At 69.9% G+C, this 23,514-nt stretch carries 20 protein-coding genes and 3 pseudogenes; 7 read left to right on the top strand and 16 right to left on the bottom strand.

Annotated elements, in window-relative coordinates:
• Positions 1-57 precede the first annotated feature (57 nt).
• The 3 genes from K7G61_RS37145 to K7G61_RS32250 form a co-directional block, all read right to left on the bottom strand.
• Positions 58-4,080 (bottom strand): hypothetical protein, encoded by a 4,023-nt coding sequence (locus K7G61_RS37145; protein WP_225850661.1) that lies wholly within the window; start codon positions 4,078-4,080, stop codon positions 58-60.
• Positions 4,077-4,496 carry a hypothetical protein gene (locus K7G61_RS32255; protein ID WP_225850659.1) on the bottom strand — a complete coding sequence of 140 codons (420 nt, stop codon included), beginning with the start codon at positions 4,494-4,496 and terminating at the stop codon, positions 4,077-4,079. The genes K7G61_RS37145 and K7G61_RS32255 overlap by 4 nt, the downstream gene beginning before the upstream one ends.
• A 468-nt stretch (positions 4,497-4,964) precedes the next feature.
• Positions 4,965-5,273 (bottom strand): helix-turn-helix domain-containing protein, encoded by a 309-nt coding sequence (locus K7G61_RS32250; RefSeq protein ID WP_225850658.1) that lies wholly within the window; start codon positions 5,271-5,273, stop codon positions 4,965-4,967.
• A 199-nt stretch (positions 5,274-5,472) separates the two neighbouring features.
• On the opposite strand from K7G61_RS32250, the gene K7G61_RS32245 reads away from it, so the two are divergent.
• Positions 5,473-6,243 (top strand): hypothetical protein, encoded by a 771-nt coding sequence (locus tag K7G61_RS32245; RefSeq protein WP_225850656.1) that lies wholly within the window; start codon positions 5,473-5,475, stop codon positions 6,241-6,243.
• 59 nt (positions 6,244-6,302) lie between these two features.
• On the opposite strand, the pseudogene K7G61_RS37420 reads toward K7G61_RS32245, so the two are convergent.
• The 4 genes and pseudogenes from K7G61_RS37420 to K7G61_RS32225 all read right to left on the bottom strand — a co-directional run.
• A pseudogene (locus tag K7G61_RS37420) lies at positions 6,303-7,527 on the bottom strand (cytochrome P450).
• Positions 7,493-8,395, bottom strand: a complete 903-nt coding sequence (locus K7G61_RS32235; RefSeq protein ID WP_225850655.1) for an MAB_1171c family putative transporter — start codon at positions 8,393-8,395, stop codon at positions 7,493-7,495. The pseudogene K7G61_RS37420 and the gene K7G61_RS32235 overlap by 35 nt, the downstream one beginning before the upstream one ends.
• A 1,562-nt stretch (positions 8,396-9,957) precedes the next feature.
• Positions 9,958-10,467 (bottom strand): ISAs1 family transposase, encoded by a 510-nt coding sequence (locus K7G61_RS32230; protein WP_225850653.1) that lies wholly within the window; start codon positions 10,465-10,467, stop codon positions 9,958-9,960.
• 22 nt (positions 10,468-10,489) lie between these two features.
• Positions 10,490-10,666: pseudogene (locus K7G61_RS32225) on the bottom strand (ISAs1 family transposase); the annotation flags it as partial.
• Positions 10,667-11,530: 864 nt separating this feature from the next.
• Here K7G61_RS32225 and K7G61_RS32220 point away from each other — a divergent pair.
• On the top strand, positions 11,531-12,370 hold the full coding sequence (locus K7G61_RS32220; RefSeq protein ID WP_225850651.1) for an MBL fold metallo-hydrolase: 840 nt from the start codon (positions 11,531-11,533) through the stop codon (positions 12,368-12,370).
• On the opposite strand, the gene K7G61_RS32215 is transcribed toward K7G61_RS32220, so the two are convergent.
• The 4 genes from K7G61_RS32215 to K7G61_RS32200 all read right to left on the bottom strand — a co-directional run bounded on the left by K7G61_RS32215 (position 12,363) and on the right by K7G61_RS32200 (position 15,377).
• Complete coding sequence (locus K7G61_RS32215) at positions 12,363-12,797, bottom strand: hypothetical protein (RefSeq protein ID WP_225850649.1); 435 nt, start codon at positions 12,795-12,797, stop codon at positions 12,363-12,365. The two genes, K7G61_RS32220 and K7G61_RS32215, sit on opposite strands and share 8 nt — an antisense overlap.
• A 455-nt stretch (positions 12,798-13,252) precedes the next feature.
• Positions 13,253-14,017, bottom strand: coding sequence for a hypothetical protein (locus tag K7G61_RS32210; RefSeq protein WP_225850647.1), 765 nt, complete (start codon positions 14,015-14,017; stop codon positions 13,253-13,255).
• Between the two features lie 226 nt (positions 14,018-14,243).
• Positions 14,244-14,393, bottom strand: a complete 150-nt coding sequence (locus K7G61_RS32205; protein WP_308190771.1) for a hypothetical protein — start codon at positions 14,391-14,393, stop codon at positions 14,244-14,246.
• Positions 14,394-14,525: 132 nt separating this feature from the next.
• Positions 14,526-15,377 carry a LysR family transcriptional regulator gene (locus K7G61_RS32200; RefSeq protein WP_225850646.1) on the bottom strand — a complete coding sequence of 284 codons (852 nt, stop codon included), beginning with the start codon at positions 15,375-15,377 and terminating at the stop codon, positions 14,526-14,528.
• 199 nt (positions 15,378-15,576) lie between these two features.
• Here K7G61_RS32200 and K7G61_RS32195 point away from each other — a divergent pair, with 199 nt between their 5' ends.
• Together K7G61_RS32195 and K7G61_RS32190 are read left to right on the top strand one after the other, a co-directional pair.
• Positions 15,577-15,765 carry a hypothetical protein gene (locus K7G61_RS32195; RefSeq protein WP_225850645.1) on the top strand — a complete coding sequence of 63 codons (189 nt, stop codon included), beginning with the start codon at positions 15,577-15,579 and terminating at the stop codon, positions 15,763-15,765.
• Between the two features lie 86 nt (positions 15,766-15,851).
• Positions 15,852-15,998, top strand: a complete 147-nt coding sequence (locus tag K7G61_RS32190) for a hypothetical protein (protein ID WP_225850644.1) — start codon at positions 15,852-15,854, stop codon at positions 15,996-15,998.
• Between the two features lie 103 nt (positions 15,999-16,101).
• Here the strand turns inward: K7G61_RS32190 and K7G61_RS32185 are convergent, their stop codons facing one another.
• Positions 16,102-16,722, bottom strand: coding sequence for a 2'-5' RNA ligase family protein (locus tag K7G61_RS32185; protein ID WP_225850643.1), 621 nt, complete (start codon positions 16,720-16,722; stop codon positions 16,102-16,104).
• Between the two features lie 13 nt (positions 16,723-16,735).
• Positions 16,736-17,701 (bottom strand): XRE family transcriptional regulator, encoded by a 966-nt coding sequence (locus tag K7G61_RS32180; protein WP_225850641.1) that lies wholly within the window; start codon positions 17,699-17,701, stop codon positions 16,736-16,738.
• Positions 17,702-18,688: 987 nt separating this feature from the next.
• On the opposite strand from K7G61_RS32180, the gene K7G61_RS32175 reads away from it, so the two are divergent.
• Both K7G61_RS32175 and K7G61_RS32170 read left to right on the top strand, forming a co-directional pair.
• Positions 18,689-19,108 carry an ATP-binding protein gene (locus K7G61_RS32175; protein ID WP_225850640.1) on the top strand — a complete coding sequence of 140 codons (420 nt, stop codon included), beginning with the start codon at positions 18,689-18,691 and terminating at the stop codon, positions 19,106-19,108.
• A 113-nt stretch (positions 19,109-19,221) separates the two neighbouring features.
• The gene (locus K7G61_RS32170) at positions 19,222-19,692 is read left to right on the top strand and encodes a hypothetical protein (RefSeq protein WP_225850639.1); all 471 of its coding nucleotides are present in this window, start codon (positions 19,222-19,224) and stop codon (positions 19,690-19,692) included.
• 502 nt (positions 19,693-20,194) lie between these two features.
• Here the strand turns inward: K7G61_RS32170 and K7G61_RS32160 are convergent.
• Complete coding sequence (locus K7G61_RS32160) at positions 20,195-20,410, bottom strand: hypothetical protein (protein WP_225850637.1); 216 nt, start codon at positions 20,408-20,410, stop codon at positions 20,195-20,197.
• Positions 20,407-21,591 (bottom strand): ISAs1 family transposase, encoded by a 1,185-nt coding sequence (locus K7G61_RS32155; RefSeq protein ID WP_225850635.1) that lies wholly within the window; start codon positions 21,589-21,591, stop codon positions 20,407-20,409. The genes K7G61_RS32160 and K7G61_RS32155 overlap by 4 nt, the downstream gene beginning before the upstream one ends.
• Before the next feature lie 83 nt (positions 21,592-21,674).
• Between K7G61_RS32155 and K7G61_RS32150 the strand changes: the two genes are divergently transcribed.
• Positions 21,675-22,160, top strand: a complete 486-nt coding sequence (locus tag K7G61_RS32150) for a VCBS repeat-containing protein (protein ID WP_225850634.1) — start codon at positions 21,675-21,677, stop codon at positions 22,158-22,160.
• A 64-nt stretch (positions 22,161-22,224) separates the two neighbouring features.
• On the opposite strand, the pseudogene K7G61_RS32145 reads toward K7G61_RS32150, so the two are convergent.
• Positions 22,225-23,363: pseudogene (locus tag K7G61_RS32145) on the bottom strand (IS30 family transposase).
• Positions 23,364-23,514: the final 151 nt, after the last annotated feature.

The raw sequence follows: 23,514 nt of genomic DNA, 5'->3' as shown, positions 1-23,514 counted from the left end.
CGGACTGGACGGTCCGGGGCCTGTAAACAGGTCGGCGGACTGGGGCCGGCGGCGCGGTCATGTGCACGGCGGGTCGTAGGGCAGTTGCGGGACGAGTTTCTTCCACTGCTGAACGGTGAGGACGCCGCGGGTGGTGGAGCAGATCCACCGCGCGGCGTGCTCGGCGTCCATGTCCCACAGCCGGATCACGCCGTCGGTCCCGGCGGTGGCCAGTCGGCCGTCGCGGTCGAACGCGACCCAGTTGACCGAGCCGTACATCCCGGTCAGCGGCCCGCCCCGGGCGTGTGCGCGGGCCGGGTCGCTCACGTCCCACAGCCGGACCGTGCTCTCGGACTCGCCGCTGGCCAGGGTCCGTCCGTCCGGGCTGAACGCCACGGACCCCACCGGGGTGGTGGGGCCGGTCAGCGGGGCGCCGAGAGCGTGTGCGCGGGCCGGGTCGCTCACGTCCCACAGCCGGACCGTGCTGTCGTAGCCGCCACTGGCAAGTGTGCGCCCGTCCGGACTGAACGCCACCGACAGGGCGAGCCCGGTGTGACCGGTGAGCGGCTTGCCGAGCGGCACCGCCCGCGCCGGGTCCCGCACGTCCCACAGCCGGACCGTCTTGTCCGCGCTTGCGCTCGCGAGCGTGTGGCCGTCCGGGCTGAACACCACCTTCGTGACGCTGTTGCGGTGGCCGGTCAGCGGCTTGCCCAGGAACACCGGGTTCGCCTGGTCGGTCAGGTCCCACAGCTGGATCTGCCCTTTCCAGCCGGCGACGGCGAGCGTCCGGCCGCTCGGGCTGAACGCCACGGACGTGACGCGGCCCATGGCGGTGTTCAACTGCCGGCCCAGCAGGGTGGGACGGGACGGGTTCGAGGTGTCCCACAGTCTCACCGTGCCGTCGGTGAAACTGCCGACGGCCAGTACCTTCCCGTCGGAGCTGAACGCCAGCGTGCCCGGGCCGGCGAAGCTCAGGGCCTGCCCGCCGAGCGTGGTCGTACGGGCCGGGTCGCTCACGTCCCACAGCCGAATCTTGCCGTCGGTGCCGGAGGTGGCCATCGTGCGGCCGTCCGGGCTGAACACGACGCAGTCCAGGCTGCGACTGTAGGAGGTGATGAGCCGCTTGGGGAAGGACCACACCCGTACCGTGCTGTCGGCGCCGCCGCTCACCAGGGTGCCGCCGCCCTGGGTGAAGGCCACTGCGAGGACCGCTCCGGTGTGGCCGACGAGAGCCGCGCCGCGCGGGACGGGGCTGGCCGGGTAGGCGACGTTCCACAGGTCGATCGAGCCGTCGTAGCTGGCGCTGGCCAGGGTCTGCCCGCTCGGGCTGAACGCCACCGACGTGATGTCCCCGGTCTGGCCGAGGAGTTCGCCCAGCATGACCACATGGGCGGGGTCGGTGGTGTTCCACAGCCGCACCCGGTCGTCGTTGCCGCCGCTGGCCAGGGTGTGTCCGTCCGGACTGAACGACACCGACGCCACGTAGTCGCCGCCGTGCCCGTACAGGGGTTTGCCCAGCGCCGACGGCTGCGCCGGGTCGGCCACGTTCCACAGCCGGACCGAGTGGTCGAAACTGCCACTGGCCAGGGTGTGTCCGTCCGGGCGGAAAGCCACCGAGGCGACCGCGCCGGTGTGGCCGGTCAGGGGCTTGCCCAGCGGGACCGGGTGGACGGGGTCGGCCACGTTCCACAGCAGGATCCTCCCGTTGCCGCAGCCGCCGGCCAGCACGCGCCCGTCGGGACCGAACGCCACCGCCCCGACGGTGTCGGAGCAGCCGGTCAACGGCTCGCCGAGCGGCACCGGGTGCGCCGGGGAGGTGACGTCCCAGAGCCGGGCCGTCATGTCGTTGCCTCCCGCGGCGAGCGTGCGGCCGTCGGGGCTGAACGCCAGGGACTCGGTGATGTCGGCGTACACCCTGATCGCCGGGCCCAGCTTCGCCGGACGCGCCGGATCGGCGATGTCCCACAACTGGATCGCGTTACTGCTGCTGCCGGCCGCCATCGTGCGCCCGTCGGGCGTGACCGCCACCGAGACGACGCCCCCGATGCCCGTGGCGAGCGGCGTGGACAGCGGCTCCTCGGCACTGGTGAGAAGGTGCGTGTACAGATCCTGGTCGGGGTGCATCCGGTACGCGACCAGGTCGAGTTGCGCCGCGAGCGGGGTGTCGGTGGCCCGCAGCCGGTCGGCCTCCGCCGTGATCTGGCTGAAGATCGCGGTGTTCCGTTCGTGCAGGGCCTTGCCGCGCTGCTCGAAGGCGAGGGCGGCGGCGCCGCTGGCCAGCAAGGCCAGGGTGACCAGGACGGCGGTGACGGCGCGGCGGACACGCGCGGTGCGTTTGACGCGGGCGGCGGAGGCGGCGAGAAACGCCTCGGTCGTCCGGTCGGGGCCGGCGGCGGGGCCGCGGCCCGGGAGCGCGGCCCTCACCGCCTCCAGCCGGCTCGCCGGGTAGAGCAGGTCGCCCGCACGGCCCGCTCGCTCCCAGCCGAAGGCGGCTTCGCGCAGCTCCTGCAATACGACGGTGCCGATCCGGTCGTCGTCGAGCCAGCCCTTGAGCCGCGGCCAGGCCCGCAGCAGCACCTCGTGGGTGATGGCGACGGTGTCCCGGTCCTGCGTCAGCAGCCGGGCCGCGGTGAAAGTGTCCAGGACGGTACGGGCCGCCTGCGGGTCGGCCGCGAACCGCAGCAGGTCGTCGCGCGGGACGCGTCGCCGGGAGGGCTCGGCGCCCTCGGTGACGGTGACCAGGCGCAGGAAGACGTCTCGCACGGCATCCCGGTAGCCGCTGCCGCCCCGGGGGTCCCCGGAGTCCCCGAAGTCCCCGGGGCCGCTGCCCGTCGGTTCGAGCCGGGCGAAGGCACGCTCGGCGGTGTCGGCCAAGGCGTGCTCGATCCCGCGGGTCGCCTGGTACCCGCGGACGGTGAGCACACCACCGTCGCGCCGCATCCACGTGGTGCGCAGCGCGTGGGCCAGCTGGCCCAGCCGGCCCGCCTCGTAGTCACCGGGGTCCTCTGCGGTCCCGTCGCGCCCGCCGGGCCCGGTGCCGGAAGCACCCAGGTCCCGCAGCAGCACCTCGGGCAGGCCCGTTTCGACCATGAGGCCGGCCCGCTGGGCGGGCAGCACGATGGCGTCCCGCAGTTCGGCGCGGGACATCGGCCCCAGGAAGACCTGGCTGCGCTGCACCGCCCCACGCAGCCACGGGTACGCGGCGCACTGCGCGTAGAAGTCGGCCCGCAGGCCCAGGACGACCAGGCCGAGCGGCTCGTGCCCGTCCCGCGGGTCCGCCAGCCACGCCAGTTCGTCGACGAAAGCGCGCCGCTCCGCCTCGTCCCCGCACTGCGTGAAGATCTCCTCGAGCTGGTCGACGACGACGATGACGCGCCGCTGGGAGAGGGAGTCCGGGCGGGTCCCCGTGCGGGGGCCGACGCGGGGATCGGCGCGGGAGTCGACTCGGGGATCCACGCGGGAATCGGCGCGAAGATCGGCTTGCGGGTGGATGCGGCCGAGGGCCCGGCGCAGGGCCGACCGGCGGGCGTCGCGGTCCACCATCCGCCAGTGCGGCGGTGGTTCGGCCGGCGGCTCGCCGGTCAGCACGGCGAAGTGGTCGGCCAGGGCCAGCATCGGGCTGTGGGTGGGGGTGAACACCAGCCGCCGCCAGTGCCGAGAGCCCGCCGCGGGCAGGTCGCCGCGCGCGATCGCGGGCAGCAGGCCGGCCCGCAGCAGCGAGGACTTGCCCGCGCCCGAGGGGCCGACGACCACGAGCGGGGCGCGGTCCGCGACGCCGGCGTCGAGCCGCACGGTCAGGTCGGCGACCAGTTCCTCCCGCCCGAAGTACCAGTCGGCCTGGTCGAGGCCGAACGGCTCCAGGCCGGGATACGGGCACGCGTCGTCCGCGGCCGGTCGGCCGATCCGGTGGAGGCGGCCCTGGGCCATGACGAAGGTGGCCCGCAGGTCGCGTACCTCGACGATGTACTGGTCCCGGCCGGCCTGGTAGATGCGTGCGTCGTCCGAGGCGCGGGCGTAGGGGACGAATGCTGGTGGTCCGCCCGCCTCTCCGGAGCCGTGCGGTTGCGGGCCGGGCCGGGCCGGTCCCTCTCCGGTGGTCACCGCTCGGTGATGTGCTGGTCGCGGCCGGCCTGGTAGACACGGCCGCTGCCGGTCGCGTGTGCGTCCTGGTGGATGCCGCCGCTCAGCGCCTGCCCGCCGGCCGCGTCCTGCCATCCGGCGAGAGCCGCCCGGAGCGCCGCCTCGGCGTCCGCCCCGGCCGCGAGCAACTCGCCTATCCGCCGCGCCCATTCGTCGCGCAGCGCCACTTCGTCGACCGGCGCCCCCGCTGCCCTGCCTACCAGGACGGCGGCACGCACCGTGTCGAGTGCCTCCGCCACGTCCGCGGCCGCCTCGGGCCGGAACTGCCGCCACAACCGCACGACCCCGTCTCGCGCCTGCTGCCACCCGTCGGTGACCATGAGCGTGACCAGGGTGCTGCTGGCACCGGCCGACAGGGCGGCGAGCTGCGGATCCATGTCTGCTCCCTGCGTTCGACCGCCGGGCACCGGAATCTGACCACCTCTCAATGTAGGTCAAGCGCTTGAGCAAAAACGCGCTGTCGACCCCGCGTACACGACACCTCCACGGACGGCGACAAACCCTCAGGGCCCGTACGAGCGGCGTGAGGCGTTCAGGCGAGCCGGCGGCCGCACCTCATAAGCAGCCGTCCCTTGAGTTCCACGACGTCCGGCGGCGTCCCGAGGCACGGCCGTACAGTGCCAGTCGCGGCCAGGTTCGCCCTGGTGAGGTTCACCGACCAGACGCGTGGCAACGGACGGCAGCGGGCAGCAAGGGCCTGAGCGAAGTGGACAAGGCGATCCGCCCCCACAAACCGTGAGCCTTTCAGCCCAGAGTCCCGGACGCCGTCCCCGCCAACGGAAGACGTAGCGCCCCGCACGTAAGGCCATAGCTGAACGTGCGTCGGCGTCCAGGTTGGACCAGCTTCACTGAGCTCCGCCGGATCCCTTGCCCGGCCGCGCCGCCCAGCGGCCGGCTCCGCGCTCGATGTCCTGGACGGTCCCGAGTGATACGCCGAGTTCGGCCGCGATCTTCCGGTACGAGACCTTCTGCGCGCGCAGGGCAAGGACGACCTCACGGCGCTTCTCGTAAAACCGCTTGTTGCGCTCCGCCTGGTCCTTCAGCAACCGGCCGATGACGCGGGCTTGCGCGATCGGGTCGGCCATGGTCTCGACAGCGTCCAGGGCTTCGAACACGCGCCGCGCCGCCTCCTCGCCGTCCTCTTCCTCGGCCATCCCAGTCCTCGTCCTCGGGGGTGTCCGCTTGCCTCGGCGTATGGGTGCCCATACGGCGAGAAAACAAGTGATTCACGAATTGTCGACAATGACCCTGGTCCGGTGGTGACACGCCTGACCGGGGTCGCGACAAGCCGGGCCCGGTGGTGACACACCGGGCCCGGACACCCTACGCAGCGTCACCTGTACGGCCGTCGCCGTGACCGCAGTGTCCCTGGCCTGGACGACCGCCGGTATCGGCGCACTCCTCGTACCCGTCGCACCGACACTCATCGCCTACGGCGCAGCGGCCATCTTCGACACCGCGTGGCTCGCCTGCCAGGTCGTGGAGTGGCTGGAGCGCTACGACCCCGAGCGCGCGAAGGGCGCCCACATGTCTGGCTGGTTCGCCCTTCTGCTCGCCGTGGCAGCGATCGTCACCCACGGCCTGACGTCCGGCAACGCGGTCGCGGGTGCGGTGGGGGCCGCGGTGTCCCTGATCGCCAAGGGCTTGTGGGTGATCGTGCTGCGGCACTACGCGGTGCCCCTCGGCCCCCGCGTCACAGGCTGGCTTCTCCAGCGTCGTCGTGAACTCGCTGCACAGCGGGCGCTGGCCGCTGCGCTGCGCCGCCTGGACATCGAGAACGCCTGCACCGAGGCAGTGTTCGGCACATCGGCACGTGCGGCGCGGCAGGCGACGGTCGACTGCAGTGCCTCCCTGGCCCGCCAGCCGGACACCGCCGCGGACATGACCGTGACACCCGCCGCCTCGGCCGACGGCGCCGAGCACACACTCGCCCAGTTCATCCGGCCGCTGTCGCCCTCGAGCCCTCCCTCGATCGCCAACACTGTCCGGGCCTGCCTGTCCGAGGGCATCACCTCGGACATCGACATCATCGCCCGCGTACGCGAGGTCCATGGTGATCGGCAAAACCTGGTCGACACGGTCGCCCGTACCCGCCGACGAGTCGATCGTGCAAAGGCGTCGTGACGCTTGCCGCACCGCGCTCGGCGGCCCGGGACACAGACGGGCTCGGTCGCGCCCTCCGTTTACGGGCTTCCCGTGAGGACCGGAAGCGCTGCGAGTCCGCGGACCAGGCGGGTGCGGCGCCAGGTCAGTTGGTCCGCCGGGACGGCGAGCCGAAGGTGCGGGAATCGGGTCAGGACGGCGCGCAGGGCGAGTTCGGCTTCGGCTTTCGCCAGCGGTGCGCCCAGGCAGCGGTGGATGCCGTGCCCAAAGCTGAGGTGGCCGACGGCATCGCGCCCGGGATCGAGCCGGTCGGGCTCCGTATAACGGCCGGGATCGCGGTTGGCTGCGCCGATCGCCACCTGTACGGGAATGCCAGCCGGGATGTCCGTACCTCCGAGGCAAACAGGCTCTGTAGTGAACCGGAAGGTGGCCGTGCTCACCGGCGAGTCGTAGCGGAGCAGCTCGTCCAGCAGCCGCGGGATGTCCTCGGGGTGGGTGCGCAGGTGCTCCAGGTGGCCCGGGCGTTGGAGGAGGGTCAGGAGCGCGGTGCCGATGAAGTTGGCGATCGTTTCGTGCCCGGCGACGACCAGGAGGCACGCGAGCGACACCAGCTCGTTCTCGGTGAGGCGGTCGGCACCGTAGCGGGCCACGATGAGGCGGTCGAGGAGGGAGTCGCCCGAGTCCTGTCGTTTCCGGGCGATCAGTCCGGTCATGTATCCGGCGATGGCGTGGGAGGCGGCGTCGATACGATCCGGCTGGCCGTCGGTGAACAACTCGGCCGATCAGCCCCGCACGTCGGCCCGCTCGGCCTCCGGGACTCCGAGCAATTCACAGATGACGGCGACCGGCAGCGGTACGGCCGGCCCGGCGACGGCGTCGACCTCACCATCGACGGGCCACTCGTCCAGCAGCGCGTCGGCCGTGCGGGCGATGAACTCCCGCAGCCCAGCGACCGCGCCCGTGGTGAACGTCTTCGCGACGAGTGCGCGCAGGCGGGTGTGCTCGGGCGGGTCGGTGGCCAGCATGCTGTGGGGCACGGCGGGGTGAAGGCGGCGCTTGGATTCCTTGCCTGCGAAGAAGGCGGCTGTGTCCTTCGACAGCCGGGGATCGGCCAGGGCCTGCCGAGCTTCGGCATAGCGGTGACGAGGTAGCCGACGTGCCCCCGGATCCCAGCGGCACTTCACGTACGGGGCAGGCAGGCGGGCCCTCCGGGCCGTGAGCGCCGGGGGCGGTGGGCGCGCGGCGAGCCGAAGCGGATGCGGTCACGTGGTCACGCTCCAATGGGTTCGGGCCGACCGTCGGCATTGACGTCGACGCCAAGGGTGGCGCCGCGGACGTAGGCAGCGGCGACAGCCATCAGCCAGCCTGCCTCGGCGCGCAGGCCCCCGTCACGGGGGAAGGCGGCCAGGGCGGTGGCGTCAGCCGCCCCGTCCGGGCGTCGGCCGGAGCGCAGCCTTGCCAGCGCGTCCCTGGCAAGGGCCGCCTCCACCCGAGCGGCACCGTGGATCGTGTCGGCGGCTGCCTGCTGTTGTGCGCTCTCCAGTGCCTTCCGCGAACGGTACGGGCGCAGGGCGAGGAGACCGTCGCTGATCTCAACGACGCGTCGTTGGAGGAGGAAGCCTGGATCCCGCGTCATGTCACTTCCATCATCGGGCGCCGGCAGCACGATGTGGGGCATGACCGCCGTCAAGTCCCTCCACAGGGGTTCGAGGGCCACAAACGAGCGAGTCTCCCAGCGCCGAAGCCGGGCCTGGCCGATCGGATAGAGCACAGCCGGCAGCGTCAGCCCGATGCCGATGAGCGGAACAGCGAGTGCGGGCGCGGTCACGCTGAACACGCACGGCGTGGCGACCAGGGAGGAGCAGTGCGGCTCGTCCCTCCGTACCAGATGCAGGCCGAGACCGAGTGACGCCAGGACGGTCGCCTTGTATGCGGCGTAGACGAGCCCGAAGACGCAACCGGTTGCCGCCAGGCGCAGCCCGACCCGGATGCTGGCTCGGCGAGCCGACCTCGATTGCCGCAACGCCTGGAGCAGGAAATCGAAGATGGCCAGGCTCAGGTACGAGATGAAGAGTGCCAGGTACGTCGCGTACGCCCCGCCCGACGGGGCGGTCAGCCCTTCCCACAAGAAGGTCCCCGTCATTCCCGTGAGCAAGGCGGCGGCAAGGATCAATCGGGACCGGATACGACGGCGGGCTACCTCGGGATCCAGGTTGACCTGGAAGGAAGCAGCTACAAACCGAGGTGGCGGCGCCCATGGACGCGGAGTTGCTCAACAGGCGGGACAGGTGCGGGAAGACGTCGTCGGTCGCATGGACCACCAGGGGCGTATACGCAAGGAAGGCAAGCGCACAGGATGCCAGCAGCAGCCCAACGGCAAGGCTCCCGGCAGGTCGCAGGGCACGACGGACGAAGATCCAGTACCCCGCAAATAGCAGCCAGCAGGGTTCACGCCGACCGCACGGGCCGTGGACGCGTCCACCTCCAGGCTGCCCGAGTGATCCACGTACACGTGCATCAACTCATGGGTAAGGATGTGACGCTGGTGATGAACGGAAGCGTTCTTCTCGTAGAAGACGAGGTCGGCATGCGGCGTCTCCAAGCGCACTCCGCAGGGCGCCCCGGAGATTCCCATAGTGTCGAGGGACCTCAACACAATGACTTTCCCACGGTGCGCCGCGATGGCGTCACGCAACTCACCGGTCGTGAATCGGTACGGAAGGCGCAAGCGGTCGATTCGACCTTCATATGATTCACGCAGTCGATTCCCCTCAAGCATGAACCCCACGCGCCTCTCGCCGTCCGAGCGATAACTCACAACTGCCGCTGCGGGGGAAAGGTGATACTTTCCCCGTTCGACGGCATGAGTTGCCCGGAAAGGCTATCCATGTTTGCCGCCCGACAGCCCACCTACAGCCGGTTCACCACTCGGGCGGAGTATCCCGATCTCGTCGCCCCAGGCGGTCGCCCACCCAACGACTCGGGGCAGCGAGGGCGATCGCCAGCGGATTGGAGAAGAAGGTTTGGGCGTCCGGAAGACCCTTCGATCCAGAGTGCACGGTGACGAATCCGCCGCCGGGGTACGGCGTCGCGGTCGCCCGTGCGCGGCGCAGTGCTGCCTTCTCCAGTGGATCGCCGACGAGCAGGAGGACCGGGGAGGCCGCGACGACGGCCGCGTAGGTCAGCAGACTCTATCGCTTGGACGCCATGACCGGCCAACGTGCGGCACCCCCGCCCCGTTCCCCTTGGTGCGGGCTCCCCGGCAGACGCAGCACCAGTCGTCGGCCGGTGACGGCTTTACCCGTCACGGATTGAACGGCACCTCGCCATGTGATCGGCTACGGGCCGAGACGACGTACGCAAGCACCGCCGGAGGCCACCGTGCCGTACTACCTGCTCACCGTGACGGCCTCGCGGCGGACCGGCTTCGGGCTGCAGGTCGAACCCAGTGTGCGGATCAGGGAACTGGCCTCGCGGGTGAAGGACACCGACGTTCCCACGCCCGGCGACCGCCTCCTGCTGCTGCGCCCCGACGCAGGCCCTGGGCGGGGGAGGCGGCCGACGTGGATCTTGGAGCCGTCCTTGCGGAAGGTGCGGTCACGGACGTGGCGCAGAAGATTTTCGATCTTCCAGTGCCCCCTGATCCAGGCAGCGAGTTGGGCGCCGGTCTGCGCCGGGCGGCAGGCTGGTGATCAGGCAGACACGCTCGATGGTGAGCTTGCCGCTGGTGAAGTCCTACCTCCAGCACACGACTTGAAGAGCCTGTCGGGCGTCGGGGTAGTCGAGGTGGGCGAAGGAGACGGTCTTCAGCCTCCGGATCTCCAGGTGGTGATCGAGCTCGATCTCGCGCCAGGGCAGACGGCGGACACGGTCGAACAGGCCGGGGTGGTTGGCCTTGACCTGGGCGCTGTAGTGGACACCGCGCTCACGCAGGTAGGTGCCGTGAGCGTGCTGGGTGTGCAGGGCATCGGCGGTGATGACCGTGCCGTCCAGATCGATGGTGGACAGCAGGGGCCGGAAGGCCGGGATCTCGTTGCTCTCGTCAGCGATCTGACGCTGGGCCAGGACATGGCCGTTGTGGTCCATCGCGGCCAGCAGAGTGACGTACGTGGTGGAGGCGGTGCGCGAGCCACGCAGGGCCTTGCCGTCGACGGCGATCGCCCCCGTCCGGGGCCGGCCCGGGTCGGCGCGGGCAGTGAGGAACGCCGACGGCCCGGTCCAGGGCGTCACCGTCGAGCCGGACAAGAAGGCGTCGCAGGGTATGGGGGTGCGGGACGGACACGGCGCCGGTCAGCGGATCGACTGGGAACCCGAGAGCCCGGCAGGCCCATGCGGGAGCGTCGCCGATCCATTCCGTGATCGCGGTGAGCGAGCGAGCGCCGGCCAGGACATTCGCCGCAGCCGCGGTGACCGGGGCGGACAGCCCGTAGCGGCGGCCGCGCACACCTCGCGGGTCGGGCAGCAGGCCCAGGAAGCCGGGCAACCGCGTCCGTCAGCGGGACGGGCGCGGATATCCGGCCCAGCTGGGCCAGCGCGGTGGGCATGGGAGAAGATGCAGGAGCAGGCACGGACTCGCCAAGTGTTCATGGGACTTCGACACTCACACAATCACCGAGACTGTTCCTGCACTGCGTCCGCCCCCAACTCGAACCAGGACGGCCCCTCCAATTCCGGATCAGCACGGCACTCCGGACGGATCCCGATCATGCAACGGACCCAGCCTGCGGCGGCGCGCCGCTGACGATCGTCAAGCAGTACATCGAGCAGCAAAAACGCCCGTCATAACCTGCGGGTCAGAGCAGTTCCGAGATCGTATTCCCTCCCCGCCTGAAGGACTCCGCTGAGAATTCCGCGAATCGGGGTGTCAGGCCGCGATGGCCGCGGCGCGGAAGCAACAGCGGGCCCAACGCCTCCCGGATCGGCACCGCGAGCGTCCCCTTCGGGAACGCTGCCCGCACCACCCTAGCCGTCAGCCTCGGCACCCCGTGATCAGCCCGTGGCTCCAGCGACATCTCTCCCGGCCCCCCAGCCACAACCACAACCACCATGGGGGACCAACGACTCGGCCTGCTCGAATCACGCATTCCTCGGCAGAGTCCTTCAGGCGGGGATTCCCTCCGAAGAGCGGGATGGCCCAACAGGCCCAGCAGGAGCCGGCCGCCGACGAAGAGCCGGCGGGTGCTGCGTGCTCTTTGGAATGGCGTCGCCAATACCACTCTACGACCCGGAAGGGCCCGATACCTCAGGGGTATCGGGCCTTCGGATCAGGTATTGGACACTCGGGTACCGGCGCCAGAGAATAGCCAGCATGTCACCTCTTCCCATGCCATCTGCCTGGGCGGGTCCTCTCCCCGAGGCCGCGCCGCCATCTGACATGGCTGTCTACCAGTTGCCTACGGGGACCTACGAAACCAGGGCGGCCTTCGCATTCAAAGGCGGCTCATTCCACGAAAAGCGCAATTTCGCCGCAACGTCGGTCTTGGTGCAGCACCCCAAGGGTGATCTACTGATCGATGCGGGCTTCGGCTCCCAGGTTGCGGCGCACATGCAGACTCTCCCCCGGATGGAGCGCGCTCCTCACCGGTTGGCCCGGACCGTGAGCGAGCAACTGAAAGCCAGCGGCTACGACCACGGCAGGCTCCGTGGTGTGCTGGTAACGCATTCTCACTGGGACCACGTGAGCGGTCTCGACGATCTCCAGCTTCCCATCTGGATCAATGACGACGAACTGCAATATGCGAGTGAAGGTAAGGGAGGAAGAGTTTTCCGCGAGGTTTCCGCAAGTCACAAGTTGCACCGATATCAATTCAAGAAGGCGTCCTATCTCGGCTTTTCGTCGACATTTGACGTTTATGACGACGGCTCCGTAGTTGTCGCCGCCGCCGGTGGCCACACGAATGGCTCCGTAATCGTCTTCGCCACTTTGCCGACCGGTAAGCGGTACGCCTTCATCGGCGATTTGACCTGGCAACTCGATGCCATCCGCCGTCGCGCCGAGCGGCCCCTCCTGATGCGCATGCTCGCCGACACTGATCCCCAACTGGTGCGCGAGGGCATGCTTCGCATGATCGCACTCGCGGACGCCATGCACATCGTCCCGTCCCACGACGTCTCTGCCTACGACGGGATCCCGAAGCTGCTCAACTGACACGGCAGTTGTAGTTCCGTTCATGGCTGGTCCTGGAGGGAGTGTCGGCGCTGGTGGCAGGCTTGCGCGACGGCTTGATGGTGGCGGCGCCAGGCCATCCAGTGCAGGACGTGTTCCGCGTTCCGGACGGGTGGGGTGAGGACGAACGCTCGCAGGAGCCGGATGAAGCGGGGCAGGTCAGCGGGATGAGCCAGTCGGGTTCGGGCCGGACCCGGATGATGCCCAGCGGGTGCGGTGACTGTCCGCCGAGCTTGCAGACGGCGAGGAAGACCGCTGCTTCGAGCTGCGCCTGCTCGGGATGGAGCGCTGCGGGGATGGTGTGTACCGCTGCCGGATCCCGCCGGTTGCCGAGCAGCGCATGCAGGGCCTGGTGGGCTTCTCCGGTACCGCGCCGTCGGTCCGCGGTGGCTGCCAGAGCGCCGTGCATCGGGTGCCGTTCCACGCCGGACCGGCCCCCGGCGACCGGCGCTGTGCGTGGTGCGTACGTGTACTGGCCTGCGGTGTGAAGCTTCTGGCCGGTCTTGGGCGACGCGCTGTTCGGGGGCACATGTCGGTCGCCCGGCCGGGCGTTCACTGGCCCGCCGCAATCAAAACCAATCCACTGTTTCCGGTCAAGACGCCACAACCTACGGCAAACCGTTACCTGATGGGGTGCGCCGTCGCCTCGCCCCTCCACGGCTCCAGCCTCCGCGCGGGTACTGCCTCGTCCTCGAAGGGGAAGCCCAAGGGCCGAGTGCTGATCCGCGGAGCCCGCTCCCGGCTCGGCTTCCTTCGCGCCCGCATGCCGGCCGCGGCGTGCACCGACGCCCTGCGCCGGGACCGGCGCGTGGGTGAACTGCCGGTTTCGCGAACACACGCAGACCCGCCCAGGGAGCGGCCCCTTCAGCCCGGGAGTACCCCCGCGACTGACGCGGCGGGAACGGCGACTGCGGCTGTCGGTACGGTCACCGTCACCGGCTGCCCCGCATCGGACAGCGTCATCGTGGCGGTCACGCTCGTGTTCTGCAGGTAGTAGGACGTGCGGGTGCGGACGACGCGGCCGGCGGGGTCCACCCAGACCTCCGCGTCCGCGGCCATCGACCCGAGGGCATCCTTCATCGCGGTCAGCTCCTGTCGCTCGCTCGCCGCCATCCGCAGGGTCAGCGGGGCCAGGCCGAGCGCGCCCGTGTAGTGCGTGGTGTGGACGCCGTCGATCGTGGCCGGGGTTGCCTTCGACACCTGATCCATCGCGGCGATCTGCTGGAGCACGAACTCCGGGTCGTTGGCCGGCGCACGCAGCAAGGAGTGGGCCTCCACCTGGTCATACGCGGCTTTGGCCCATTTTTGGCCCAGGACCCCGTAGGCACGAAGGTAGACGGTTGCGCCGGCGAACACTTCGTCCATGCGGTCGACGGCCCCACCGGGGAAGCGCACGGTCAGCGCGCCTGTGTCCGAGGCCATGTCGAAGCTGCCGCTGACGGTGAGGGTGTAGGTGGCACCCTGGCCGGTGGTCACGATGGTGTAGGTGATCCGGGCACTGGTGTTCCTGCTCGCGGCGACCGCGGAGCGGACGGCGTCCTGATAGGCGGCCGAGACCGGCGGGGCTGTGGCCTCCTGTGGCGCGTCATGCGACCCGCCCGCGCACCCCGCGCAACTCGCCAGCAGCACAAATGCACTCAGGCAGCGCAAAACTCGCAACGAAACCATTCCCCCCAGGAACGAAAGCCGTGCCAGCGGCAGCAGTACACGATAGCCGCCCTCCAGCGCCGGTCGGCACGGCACGTGACCGCAGTCGCGGCAGATAGGGGCAACCGCCATCAGCTCACCGCGGCAAGGCGAGGCATTGCTGCGAAACCCCGCACCCCGTCAGGCGCAGACAGGTTCTGGGTGACGGTCAGGGGTTCGGCAGCGGCAGGACAGGCATATGCGGGTGCCGCAGGTGCTGTCCGCCGTCCTGGACGTGCACAGTGAACGTCTCCGGCTGCGGGCGGCCCGCCTCGTCGTACGGGCTCAGCACCGTCTCGATCCGCTCCCACAGCTTCACCGGGCCGCCCTCGGGTACCTCTGACGGCGGCCATGGCAAGCGGCTCTGAGGCAAACCAAGAGGTGGCGACCTCGTCCGCAGCCAGACCGCGATCACGCCGTGACGGAACAGATGTGGCCGAGAGCCCGTACGTCATTCCTGGTAGGCGGTCTGCGCGATCTCGACGAACGACCGGATCAGCGGGTTCGTGTCCCCCTTGTTCCACGCCGCCACCACGCGGTTCGGCGGCATGTCGATCAGCGGGACCACGGCCAACTCCTCGGACTGGCCGTGCCCGATCAAGGTCATCCCGACAGTGCCGTTCCAGAGCACCGCCTGCATGCACTCCTGGACGGCCCGCACCACCGGACCCTCGCGGGGCTCGCCGCCGTTCCAGTACGACTGCCAGGCCGGGTCGGTGCCCTCCGGGAACCGGAACCAGCGGCGGTCAGCCAGATCGGCCAGTTCCAGGCTGTCGCGGTGGGCCAGCGGGTCGTCGGCGCGCAGCAGTGCTCCCACCGGATCCGCGCGCAACTCGTGCACGGCCAGGCCCGTCTCGTCGAACGGCCCGCGAGTCAGGGCGACATCGACCAGCCCAGCGCGCAGCCCGCAGGTCGGATCGGTCAGACCGGTCTCGCGGATGCGGACCTCGACTCCGGGGTGCTCTCGGCGATACGCCACGGCCAGCCGCATCGCTCCCGGGTCGGCGCTGTCCGCCAGCATGCCGATGGTGATGGTCGCGGCGCCGGCCACCGCAGCCACGCGCACACGCATCTGGTCGGCCTGGCGGAGCAGGGTGCGCGCCTCGTCCAGCGCCGTCGCGCCGGCCGGGGTGAGCGCCACGCCGGTGGCGGAGCGGTGCAGGAGTACGACGCCGAGGTCCCTCTCCAGCCGCTTGATCGCCCGGCTCAGCGGCGGCTGGCTCATGTGCAGCCGCGCGGCGGCCCGGCCGAAGTGGCGTTCCTCGGCGACGGCCACGAAATAGCGCAGCGTGCGCAGCTCCATGACCGGCGATTATATCCGTACGGTATCGGCGTCGCTGCCGCTCGAGTCGTGCGCTGGAGGAAGGACTTCACCAGCGGCAAGCCCACCATCGAGCGCGTCTACCTGATCACCAGCCTGCCGACCGGCGCAGCGACCGGCGCCCAGCTCGCTGCCTGAATCAGGGGGCACTGGAAGATCGAAAATCTTCTGCGCCACGTCCGTGACCGCACCTTCCGCGAGGACGACTCCAAGATTCCACATTGGCCGCCTCCCCCGCATCATGGCCGCCCTGCGCAACCTCGCCATCGGTGTCCACCGCCAGGACGGCCACGCCAACATCGCAGCCGCCCTACGCCACGCAGCCCGCGACTGGCACCGACCTCTGACCACCCTCGGCGTCACCGGATGAACCAGGACAGAAAGCGATCACGCAACGGACCCTGGGCCTGGAGGCGTGGCGTAGGGACGGCGTCGTCTACACAGGAAACCCTCCCGGTGGGCACCGAGATCTGGCTCGACGACAACGCCCCCACCAGCGGTCACCGCACCAACGGCCGGCGCCGCATCATCGCCGACATCGCCTCGGGCGACTGGCACCAGGCGGACCCGGACGCGATCGACGCCACCATCACCGACCGTTGACCGATCACCGCCCGCGAACCCACCACGGCGGCAATCCGCTTCCACCGTTGAACCTCGTAGAAGCTCCGCCTGCGCGCCACAGGCAGAGCCGCTCACCCAGCGCTCAGCCCAGGGGGACCTGGGCCAGGGTGGTCCACTCGTACATCCGGTTGTCGCGGTGGATCACGATCAGGTCGGCGTGCGTGATCAGGGCCTTGGCCGGCGGGACATCGGCGCTCGCGATCGCCTCTGCGTAAGGGGCGGTTGGCCCGTCGGAGTTGCTGTAGCCGATGGATACGTGCGGTAGGAAGCCCTCTGCCTGCTCAGGGACGTCGGCGAGAACGTCGCCCATCGCGCCTCGGATCGTGCTCCGCAGTGCACGGACCGGCTCGGCCGGCTGCACGGGCACGAGGATCGCCTCCGGATCGATGACGGGAGCGTGGAAGGTGACCCCGAAGGCGGGGAGGGCGGCCAACCGCTGGGCGGCCGCTTTCGTGATCTCCTCGACGACGTCCTCCGGGACCTCGTCGATGAAGCCGATCCCCTGCATGGTCAGGTGCAGCCAGCGGTCCGGGATGAGGTCGAGGCCCCCGGCCGGGGCCAGCGCACGGCGGTAGGCGTCGGCGAATCGGTGGACGTCGCTCTGGCCGTCGAACGTCAGGTGCCAGGTGTAGAAGCGGCGGCCGACGCTCCAACCGGGACGCCACCACCAATGGTCGGACATACGTTCTTGATGAGCGGTCATGGCCGCGAGGGTGTCAGGCGACGCTGGTCCCTGGCGAGAGAGCCAGCCTTCGCGGAGCCGAGTCCTGGCACCAGTCCAGCAGTGCGGTACGGGTCCGGACGCTCGCCGCTCCACGGGCTCCCGGCACCTGAGCCAGAATCCCCGTCAGGTCACGCATACGCGCAACGACGGTGTCGAGTCGCTTCTCGGGGCGCAGTTCCAGGACAGGCAGCAGCGTTTCGAGAACGGCGTCGGGCTGGCCCAGTCCTACGAGACCCATGGCGCGGGAGATCGAAGCCTGGGCCTCGGTCCCGTAGGTGCGCACCGGCTGTGCTCGCAGACGTACGAGGGCGCCGTCCGCCTCGGCGAGTGCCTCCTCGTACGCACCGATCCGCAGATGCGAAGCGGCAGCGTACTGCTCCTGCCGGCGGAGGCTGCAGGAGAACAAACCGCCGACCTCGTCCCCACCGTGGAGGGAGTCGCGGGCTGCCTGGGCTCTTCGCAACGCGTTCTGCGTCTCGTCTACCGCGCCCAGCTTCGACCAGGCGTCCGCCTCCTGGCACGCCAGCAGAGCACCGACCGTACCGGCGGGCTCGACGGCCGCGCCGCGACGCGCCCATCCGACGGCATCCTTGTAGCGCCCGTCCCAGAAGGCGATCTTGCTTCGGGTGGACGCCGTCCAGGCACGCAAGGTGTTGTGGCCGATGGTCTCGGCGCAGAGCCAGGCCGTGCGACCGTGCGCGTCCGCCTCGGCCAGATGTCCAAGGTCGCTGGACATCCACGCGAGCAGAGCGCACAGATAGCCTGCGGCGGCGTAGAGGTCCGTGGATTGCCGCGGTGCCTGATGGCCCTCCAGGAGGAGGAACACGCGGTCGCGCAACGCCCGGGTCCGGGCGAAAACCTCGCACGCGTCACCCGAGAGGTAGTCGCTCGCAAGCTGTTGTACGTCCGCCTGGATCTGCTCGAGCGCGAGGTCGCCGACGTTGCTCGTCTCGGCCACGCGGCCCAGGCTGCCGACTCCTCCGCCGCTTGCCGGACGGCGGCCGCAGCCGTGGGCTGCGGGTCCGCCTCCGCGCTTGGTGTGTCCGCGTCGGCCGTACGGAACGGGGTCGGTGTGGGCGGCGCGGGAGGGGCAGCGACTGGAACGGCACCGCGGGGAAGCGCGCGGCGATCCTCCAGGTCGAGCAGTTGCTCGACCCGGCACCCGTACACCTCGCTCATGAGCCGCAGAACAGCCGGCGAAGGGCGCCTTCCTCCGGCGAGCGGCCACTTCTCCCACTTGCCCACCAGGGAAGCGTCGGCGGAAATGGCGTCAGCGCGGTTGCGGCCCGCCTCGTTGATGAGGTCGGCGGCCTCTTGCTGAGACCAGCCGTGGGCGTGTCGCCACGCCTCGCGGGCGCGGAATCCCCAGCGGACGCGCATCTCGACCACGATGTCGTTGAGGGTGCAGGCGGCGGCGAGCATCTCCCGGCGCAGGACATCGCGTTCGGGTTTGCTGCCGGGTCTCGGGGCCTGTGCCATGAGGACTCCCGGGTGTGTCGGTGCTGCGACTCCATGGTAGCGCTGCGTCACTCGGACGAGCAGCGTATGCCCTTGTCCGGCGACGCCAGGACGTCCGATTGGGCACCCGAGAAAGCGTGTTTGCACTGGTAGGAGCCATGTATGGTGGCGGGTTTTTCTGGGCGTCACCGCCCGTGACCCTGAGTGTCCCGCCACAGGAACATAGGCGGAGACATGAACAGCCCCATCCCCCAGGTGAGCCCCATGGTCCATCAGCAGTTGGCCGACTTGGCCCGCGACCGCCGCAAGCGTGCTTCGCGACCCGGCCTCGTACCGCAATCCCGTCAGACACGGAACTCCGCACCGAACTCCCCCGCCGCCGTCGAGACCAAAGGAACTGAGCGATGACACGGCAGGTCGTCACCCGGCTCGCGACTGGTCACCACCGGCCAGGACGCCGAAGCGAGGACGGTAAGGGAGGACGGGGATGAATGACGTCCTGCCTGTCCTCCAACTCCCCACCGGGGATTGGTACGCGGCCGAGAACCTGCCGCGTGTGCCGGAGTCCGCGGAGCGGGCACGGCGTATGGCGCGTACTGCCATCGCGTCCTGGGGCCTCCTCCGGTTGAGCGATCAGTCCGAGCTCCTCGTCACCGAGTTGGTGTCCAACGCCGTCAAGCACGCCCAGGGCGAGGGACTGCGCGTCACCGTCCTGCGGCTCTCCTACGAGCGGGTACGCATCGGCGTCCATGACCGGGACCGAACCCGCCCGCGGATCAAGCCGGTGACGCTGGACGGGGAGTCCGGCCGCGGACTGCTGCTCATCGACGCCCTGTCGGTGTCGTGGGGCGTCGACCTGCTACCGGGCGGCAAGCGGGTGTGGGTCGTCCTGGAGGCCGCGTCATGACGTCCCCGCTCGCGACTGTCCCGTATCTGCCACCCGGCGGCGCACCGATCGGGCTGGTGCGCGTCACTCCGGTGTGGGCCGCTGTCTCGGTGCCATCCCGATGGGGCCGGCATGTGCGGGACGTCCTCGGCGACCAGTCCGGGCCGGTGATGGAAGACCCCGGCCTGCGGATGATGGCCTGGCCCCTGCCGGCAGGCGGCGGCGCGGACTGGCCTGACGCCCGTGCTGCCGGTGTGGCCTGGCACGGCCCCGGGGACACCCTCCTCGTTCCCGGCCTGGACGGCTATCGCGACGGGACGCGGTGGCTGCGTCCACCGACCGACGACGCCGTGTTCACCGACCCGGCCACCCTTCGGACTGCGATCGAGCTCGTCACCGGCCCGCTGGAGGAGGCCGCCGAACTCGGCCCGCTGGCCATATGCAGGTACTGCGGGACGCCGACCCGGGACGCGGTGCTGGTCGAGACGCGCCACTCGGTCAGCGCAGCGGATCACCACTGGTTCGCCTGCCGCCCGTGCTTGACATCCAGGGTGCGAGACGGCAACGGGCGCCGCCCCCGAGTCGTACGGCCTGCCTCACGGTGAACGAGCGCACCCGCCAGGTCCTGTACGTAGTGGCCGTCGCCGGACTGATCGGCGTACTCGCCTACGGCATGGGCCACCGCTGAGACCCCCGCCCCGGCCGGCGGACGCGCGGACGCGCGGACCCGCACCTGTGCCTCTCCCCCGTGGCACGGGGCCGGGGCGGGCCCGGGCCCGGCCGCCCCTCGCGGCGGTGATGTCGGGGACGCTGCCGGGCCACACATCGGAGACCCATAGTGGGGTGCCGTCCGGTGCGGACAGGAACTGCACGCTGCCGCCGAACATCAACAGCTGGACTATGACCTGCGGCGATAGATCGCTCCGTCCAAGACCGACACCGAGCGACTCCTCCTGGTTAGCCTGAAACTCGCCGACGCATTCAGCACCATCATCACTCGACTGCGCGACCCCGGCGGGATGGTCCCGCTGGTGACCGCCTATGACGTCCGCAAGAAGGCCTGGCGAGCCGATTCCACGGCCTGCGGCACTCGACCGCGACACTGCTCTAAAACAGGGCGTCAAACTCGTCGTCGTCAAAAAGCTGCTGGGTCACGCCCATATCGGCGTCATCACGACGGTGTACGCCCACGTCCGCCTGCGCCTCCAGCGCGACGCCATCGACCTCCTCGGCCGCACCCTCGGCAAATCCCCCGAGGCCGTCACCAACCCCGACGGCAGCGATGGCCCGCTGCTTTGTGCAGTACCCCCAGGGCTTGATCAAGTTCCCTGTGTGTCGGGCTTGGGTGTGATGCCCAGAATGGGAAGTGCTCGTTCTGGTTGGTCGCGGATGGCGCGGGTGGTCTTGGCGATGTTGGTGGCTCCTCGGGTTTTCAGGGCGCCGATCGCAAGGTTGCGGAGGGTGGCCATGACGCGGGGTGCGTTGCCGGTGTGGACGGTGGAGGCGTCCTCGGCGAAGACACGGTCCCGGATGTGGTGCTGCGCCTCCACGGTCCAGTGTCCGCGCAGGTGAAAGGAGAGTTCGGCGGGTTTTGTCTGGTGGGCGTCGAGGCTGGTGACGGCGTAGACGCTCTCGCGGGTCTCCGTCGTGTCGGCCGGTTTGCGGCGGCGGTGGACGCGGATGGCGAGTTTCGCGTAGGGGAAGGCGATGCCGCCGAGGTTGTCGGCGATGGCCAGGGTCTTGATCGAGCGGGACTCGCGGCGGCCGTGGCCCTTGCTGGAGGCGGTGTGCTGGACCTTCACGGCGCTCCAGTCCAGGGCGTCCAACTGGGCCCATGCTGTGGGCTGGTTGGGCTTGATCACGGCGACATAGTGCGCCTTCTTCGTCTCCACCAGCCAGGTGACGTTGGCCTTCACCGAGTGCAGCGCGTCGAAGGTGACCACGCCGCCTTCCAGATCCAGGGGTGCGAGCAAGGACTGGAAGTGCCGGGTCTCGTTCGTCTTGGACCCGACCTCGGCCTGGGCCAGGGTGACCGCGAGGCCGCGGGTGACGGCGGACAGCAGGTGCCGGCGGGGCCGGTCCAGACGGGCGGAGCCGCGCAGTGCCTTGCCGTCCACGGCGATCACCGGCCGCCCGCCCTCGCCGGGTGCGGTCGCGGGGGTACGACGCTGGGCGAGCCAGGCGCCCACAGCAGCGTCGAGCGCATCGGCATCGAGACGCTCCAGGACCCGCCCGATCGCCGAGCGGGACGGCGCGTGCCGCCATCGCAGAAGGTGACGGCGCACGCCAAGGACGGCCAGGAGTCCGGCGTCTGCACGGGCGCCCCACTCGGCGAGCTCGTCGATGGTCCTCGCACCCGAGACCGCGGCAGCCGCGCAGACCAGAAGGATCGAGACCAGCGAGTACCAGCGCCCCCGCCGCGAGCGCGGATCGGGAACCGCTTCCAGGAAGACGCGCAGGTCAGCTACATCGTCCGGATCGAGGGGACCCAGCTTGGCCAACACGGCAGGGACAGGGGAAGATGACACAGCGGACACGGGAACCTTCTTGATCACTCAGCGTAGACACCTGAATGATCACGGATCCCGTGTCTGTTCTGTCATCCACCCCAACCTACGCCATCCTCAGGCCAGTTGGACGATCCCGGGAACTTGCGCAAGCCCTGACGCTGCACCGCTACGACGGCACCGGAACCGGCGGCCTGAATTCGAGCATCAGGCTCTTCCCGGACAGCGCCAACTGGGGCATAGTCCGCGAGATAACCGCCGGAGACTTCAACGGCGACGGTAACAGCGACCTGCTCGCCGTACAGGAGTCGACCGGAACTTTGCGCCTGTACCTCGGTGACGGCAAGGGTGACCTGGCCGACGGGGTGACATCGGGCATCCTGAACTGGTCGACGATCAAGGACATCATCCCCGGCGACTTCAGCGGTGACGGCAAGACGGACCTCGCCGCCATCTGGGGCGACGGCACCCTCCACCTGTACACGGGATCAGGAACCGGCTCCTTCACCTCAACGGGAACCATGTGGCCCGACGCCACCTGGGCGACCACCAAGCTCGCCACCTGAACAGCCGCAGGGGCGCGGGGAGGGGGCGGTTTATAGGGGTCGTTGCAACACGTGGTCGTGTTGATCAGGCCGCAAGCAGTTTATGCAGGCGCTCGGCTGGGGTTTCCCAGCCGAGCGTTTTGCGTGGGCGGCCGTTCAGCTCGGCAGCGACAGCGTCGAGGTGCTCGCGGGTGTGGACTGAGAGGTCGGTGCCCTTGGGAAAGTACTGGCGCAGCAGGCCGTTGGTGTTCTCGTTCGAGCCGCGTTGCCAGGGGCTGGCCGGGTCGCAGAAGTAGACCGGGATGTCGGTGGCGACGGTGAAGGAGCCGTGCGCGCCCATCTTTGATCCTTGGTCCCAGGTCAGGGACCGTCGAAGGTGGGCGGGCAGGGTCCGGACCGTGCTGACCAGAGCGTCGCGGACGCTTTGGGCGCCGTGGTCTGCGGGCAGGTGCAGCAGCATGACGTAGCGGGTGGCGCGCTCGACGAGGGTGCCGATGGCCGACTTGCCGTCCTTGCCGATGATCAGGTCGCCTTCCCAGTGGCCGGGGACTGCCCGGTCCTCGGCTTCGGCTGGACGCTCGCTGATCATGACCATGGGGGTGGCGAACCTGGGCTGGCGCTGCTGCGCCTGGCGGCGGGGCTTGCGCCGGGCACGGCCGGTGCGCAGGGCGCGGGCCAGCTCACGGCGGAGCTCTCCACGGCCCTGGACGTAGAGAGCTTGGTAGACCGTCTCGTGCACCACGTGCATCTCCGGCCGGTGGGGGAACTGTGTCCGCAGAGCTCGGCAGATCTGTTTCGGGCTCCACCGTTTGTCCAGGTGGTCCTGGATGAAGTCCCGCAGCTCAGGGTTCTGGCGGATCCTGCCTGTCTTGGGCCGGGGCCGACGGGCATCGGCACGGGCCTGGGCCGCGTGCGGGCGGTACTGGCCATTGACCGGGTGGCGGTTGCGGCGGATCTCCCGGCTGACGGTGGACGGACTGCGGCCGAGCTCCGCGGCGATCGCCCGCACGGTGGCCTTCTCCCGCAGCCGGTCGGCGATGTGGATGCGGTCGGCCTGGCGAAGGTACCGCGACGGGCCGGAAGGCTCTGCCACCGCGCCGAGCGGCAGCAGAACCTTCCTCTCTGCGTCCCGGTGGGCTTGCGCCCGTTACGCCATTTCTGGCCGGTCCGTCTGTCGATCCCGATGACCCGGCAGGCCTCCTTGTTGCTGTAGCCCTGCTGCATGAGACGGGAGTATTCCTCCCGCTCACGCGTCAGCATTCGAGGGCCCTGAGGCGTCCGGTCCCCGCGGATTTCGAAGTCCATCGCATCCCCTGAACTGGGATGTTGCAACGACCCCTAGAACCCAAGCCGATCCGAAGGCGCCCCTGCCGCA

This window comes from Streptomyces sp. HPF1205 (genome assembly GCF_020400825.1).
In the GTDB taxonomy this organism is placed as follows: Bacteria; Actinomycetota; Actinomycetes; order Streptomycetales; family Streptomycetaceae; genus Actinacidiphila.
This window is presented reverse-complemented; position numbering and strand designations above follow the sequence as displayed.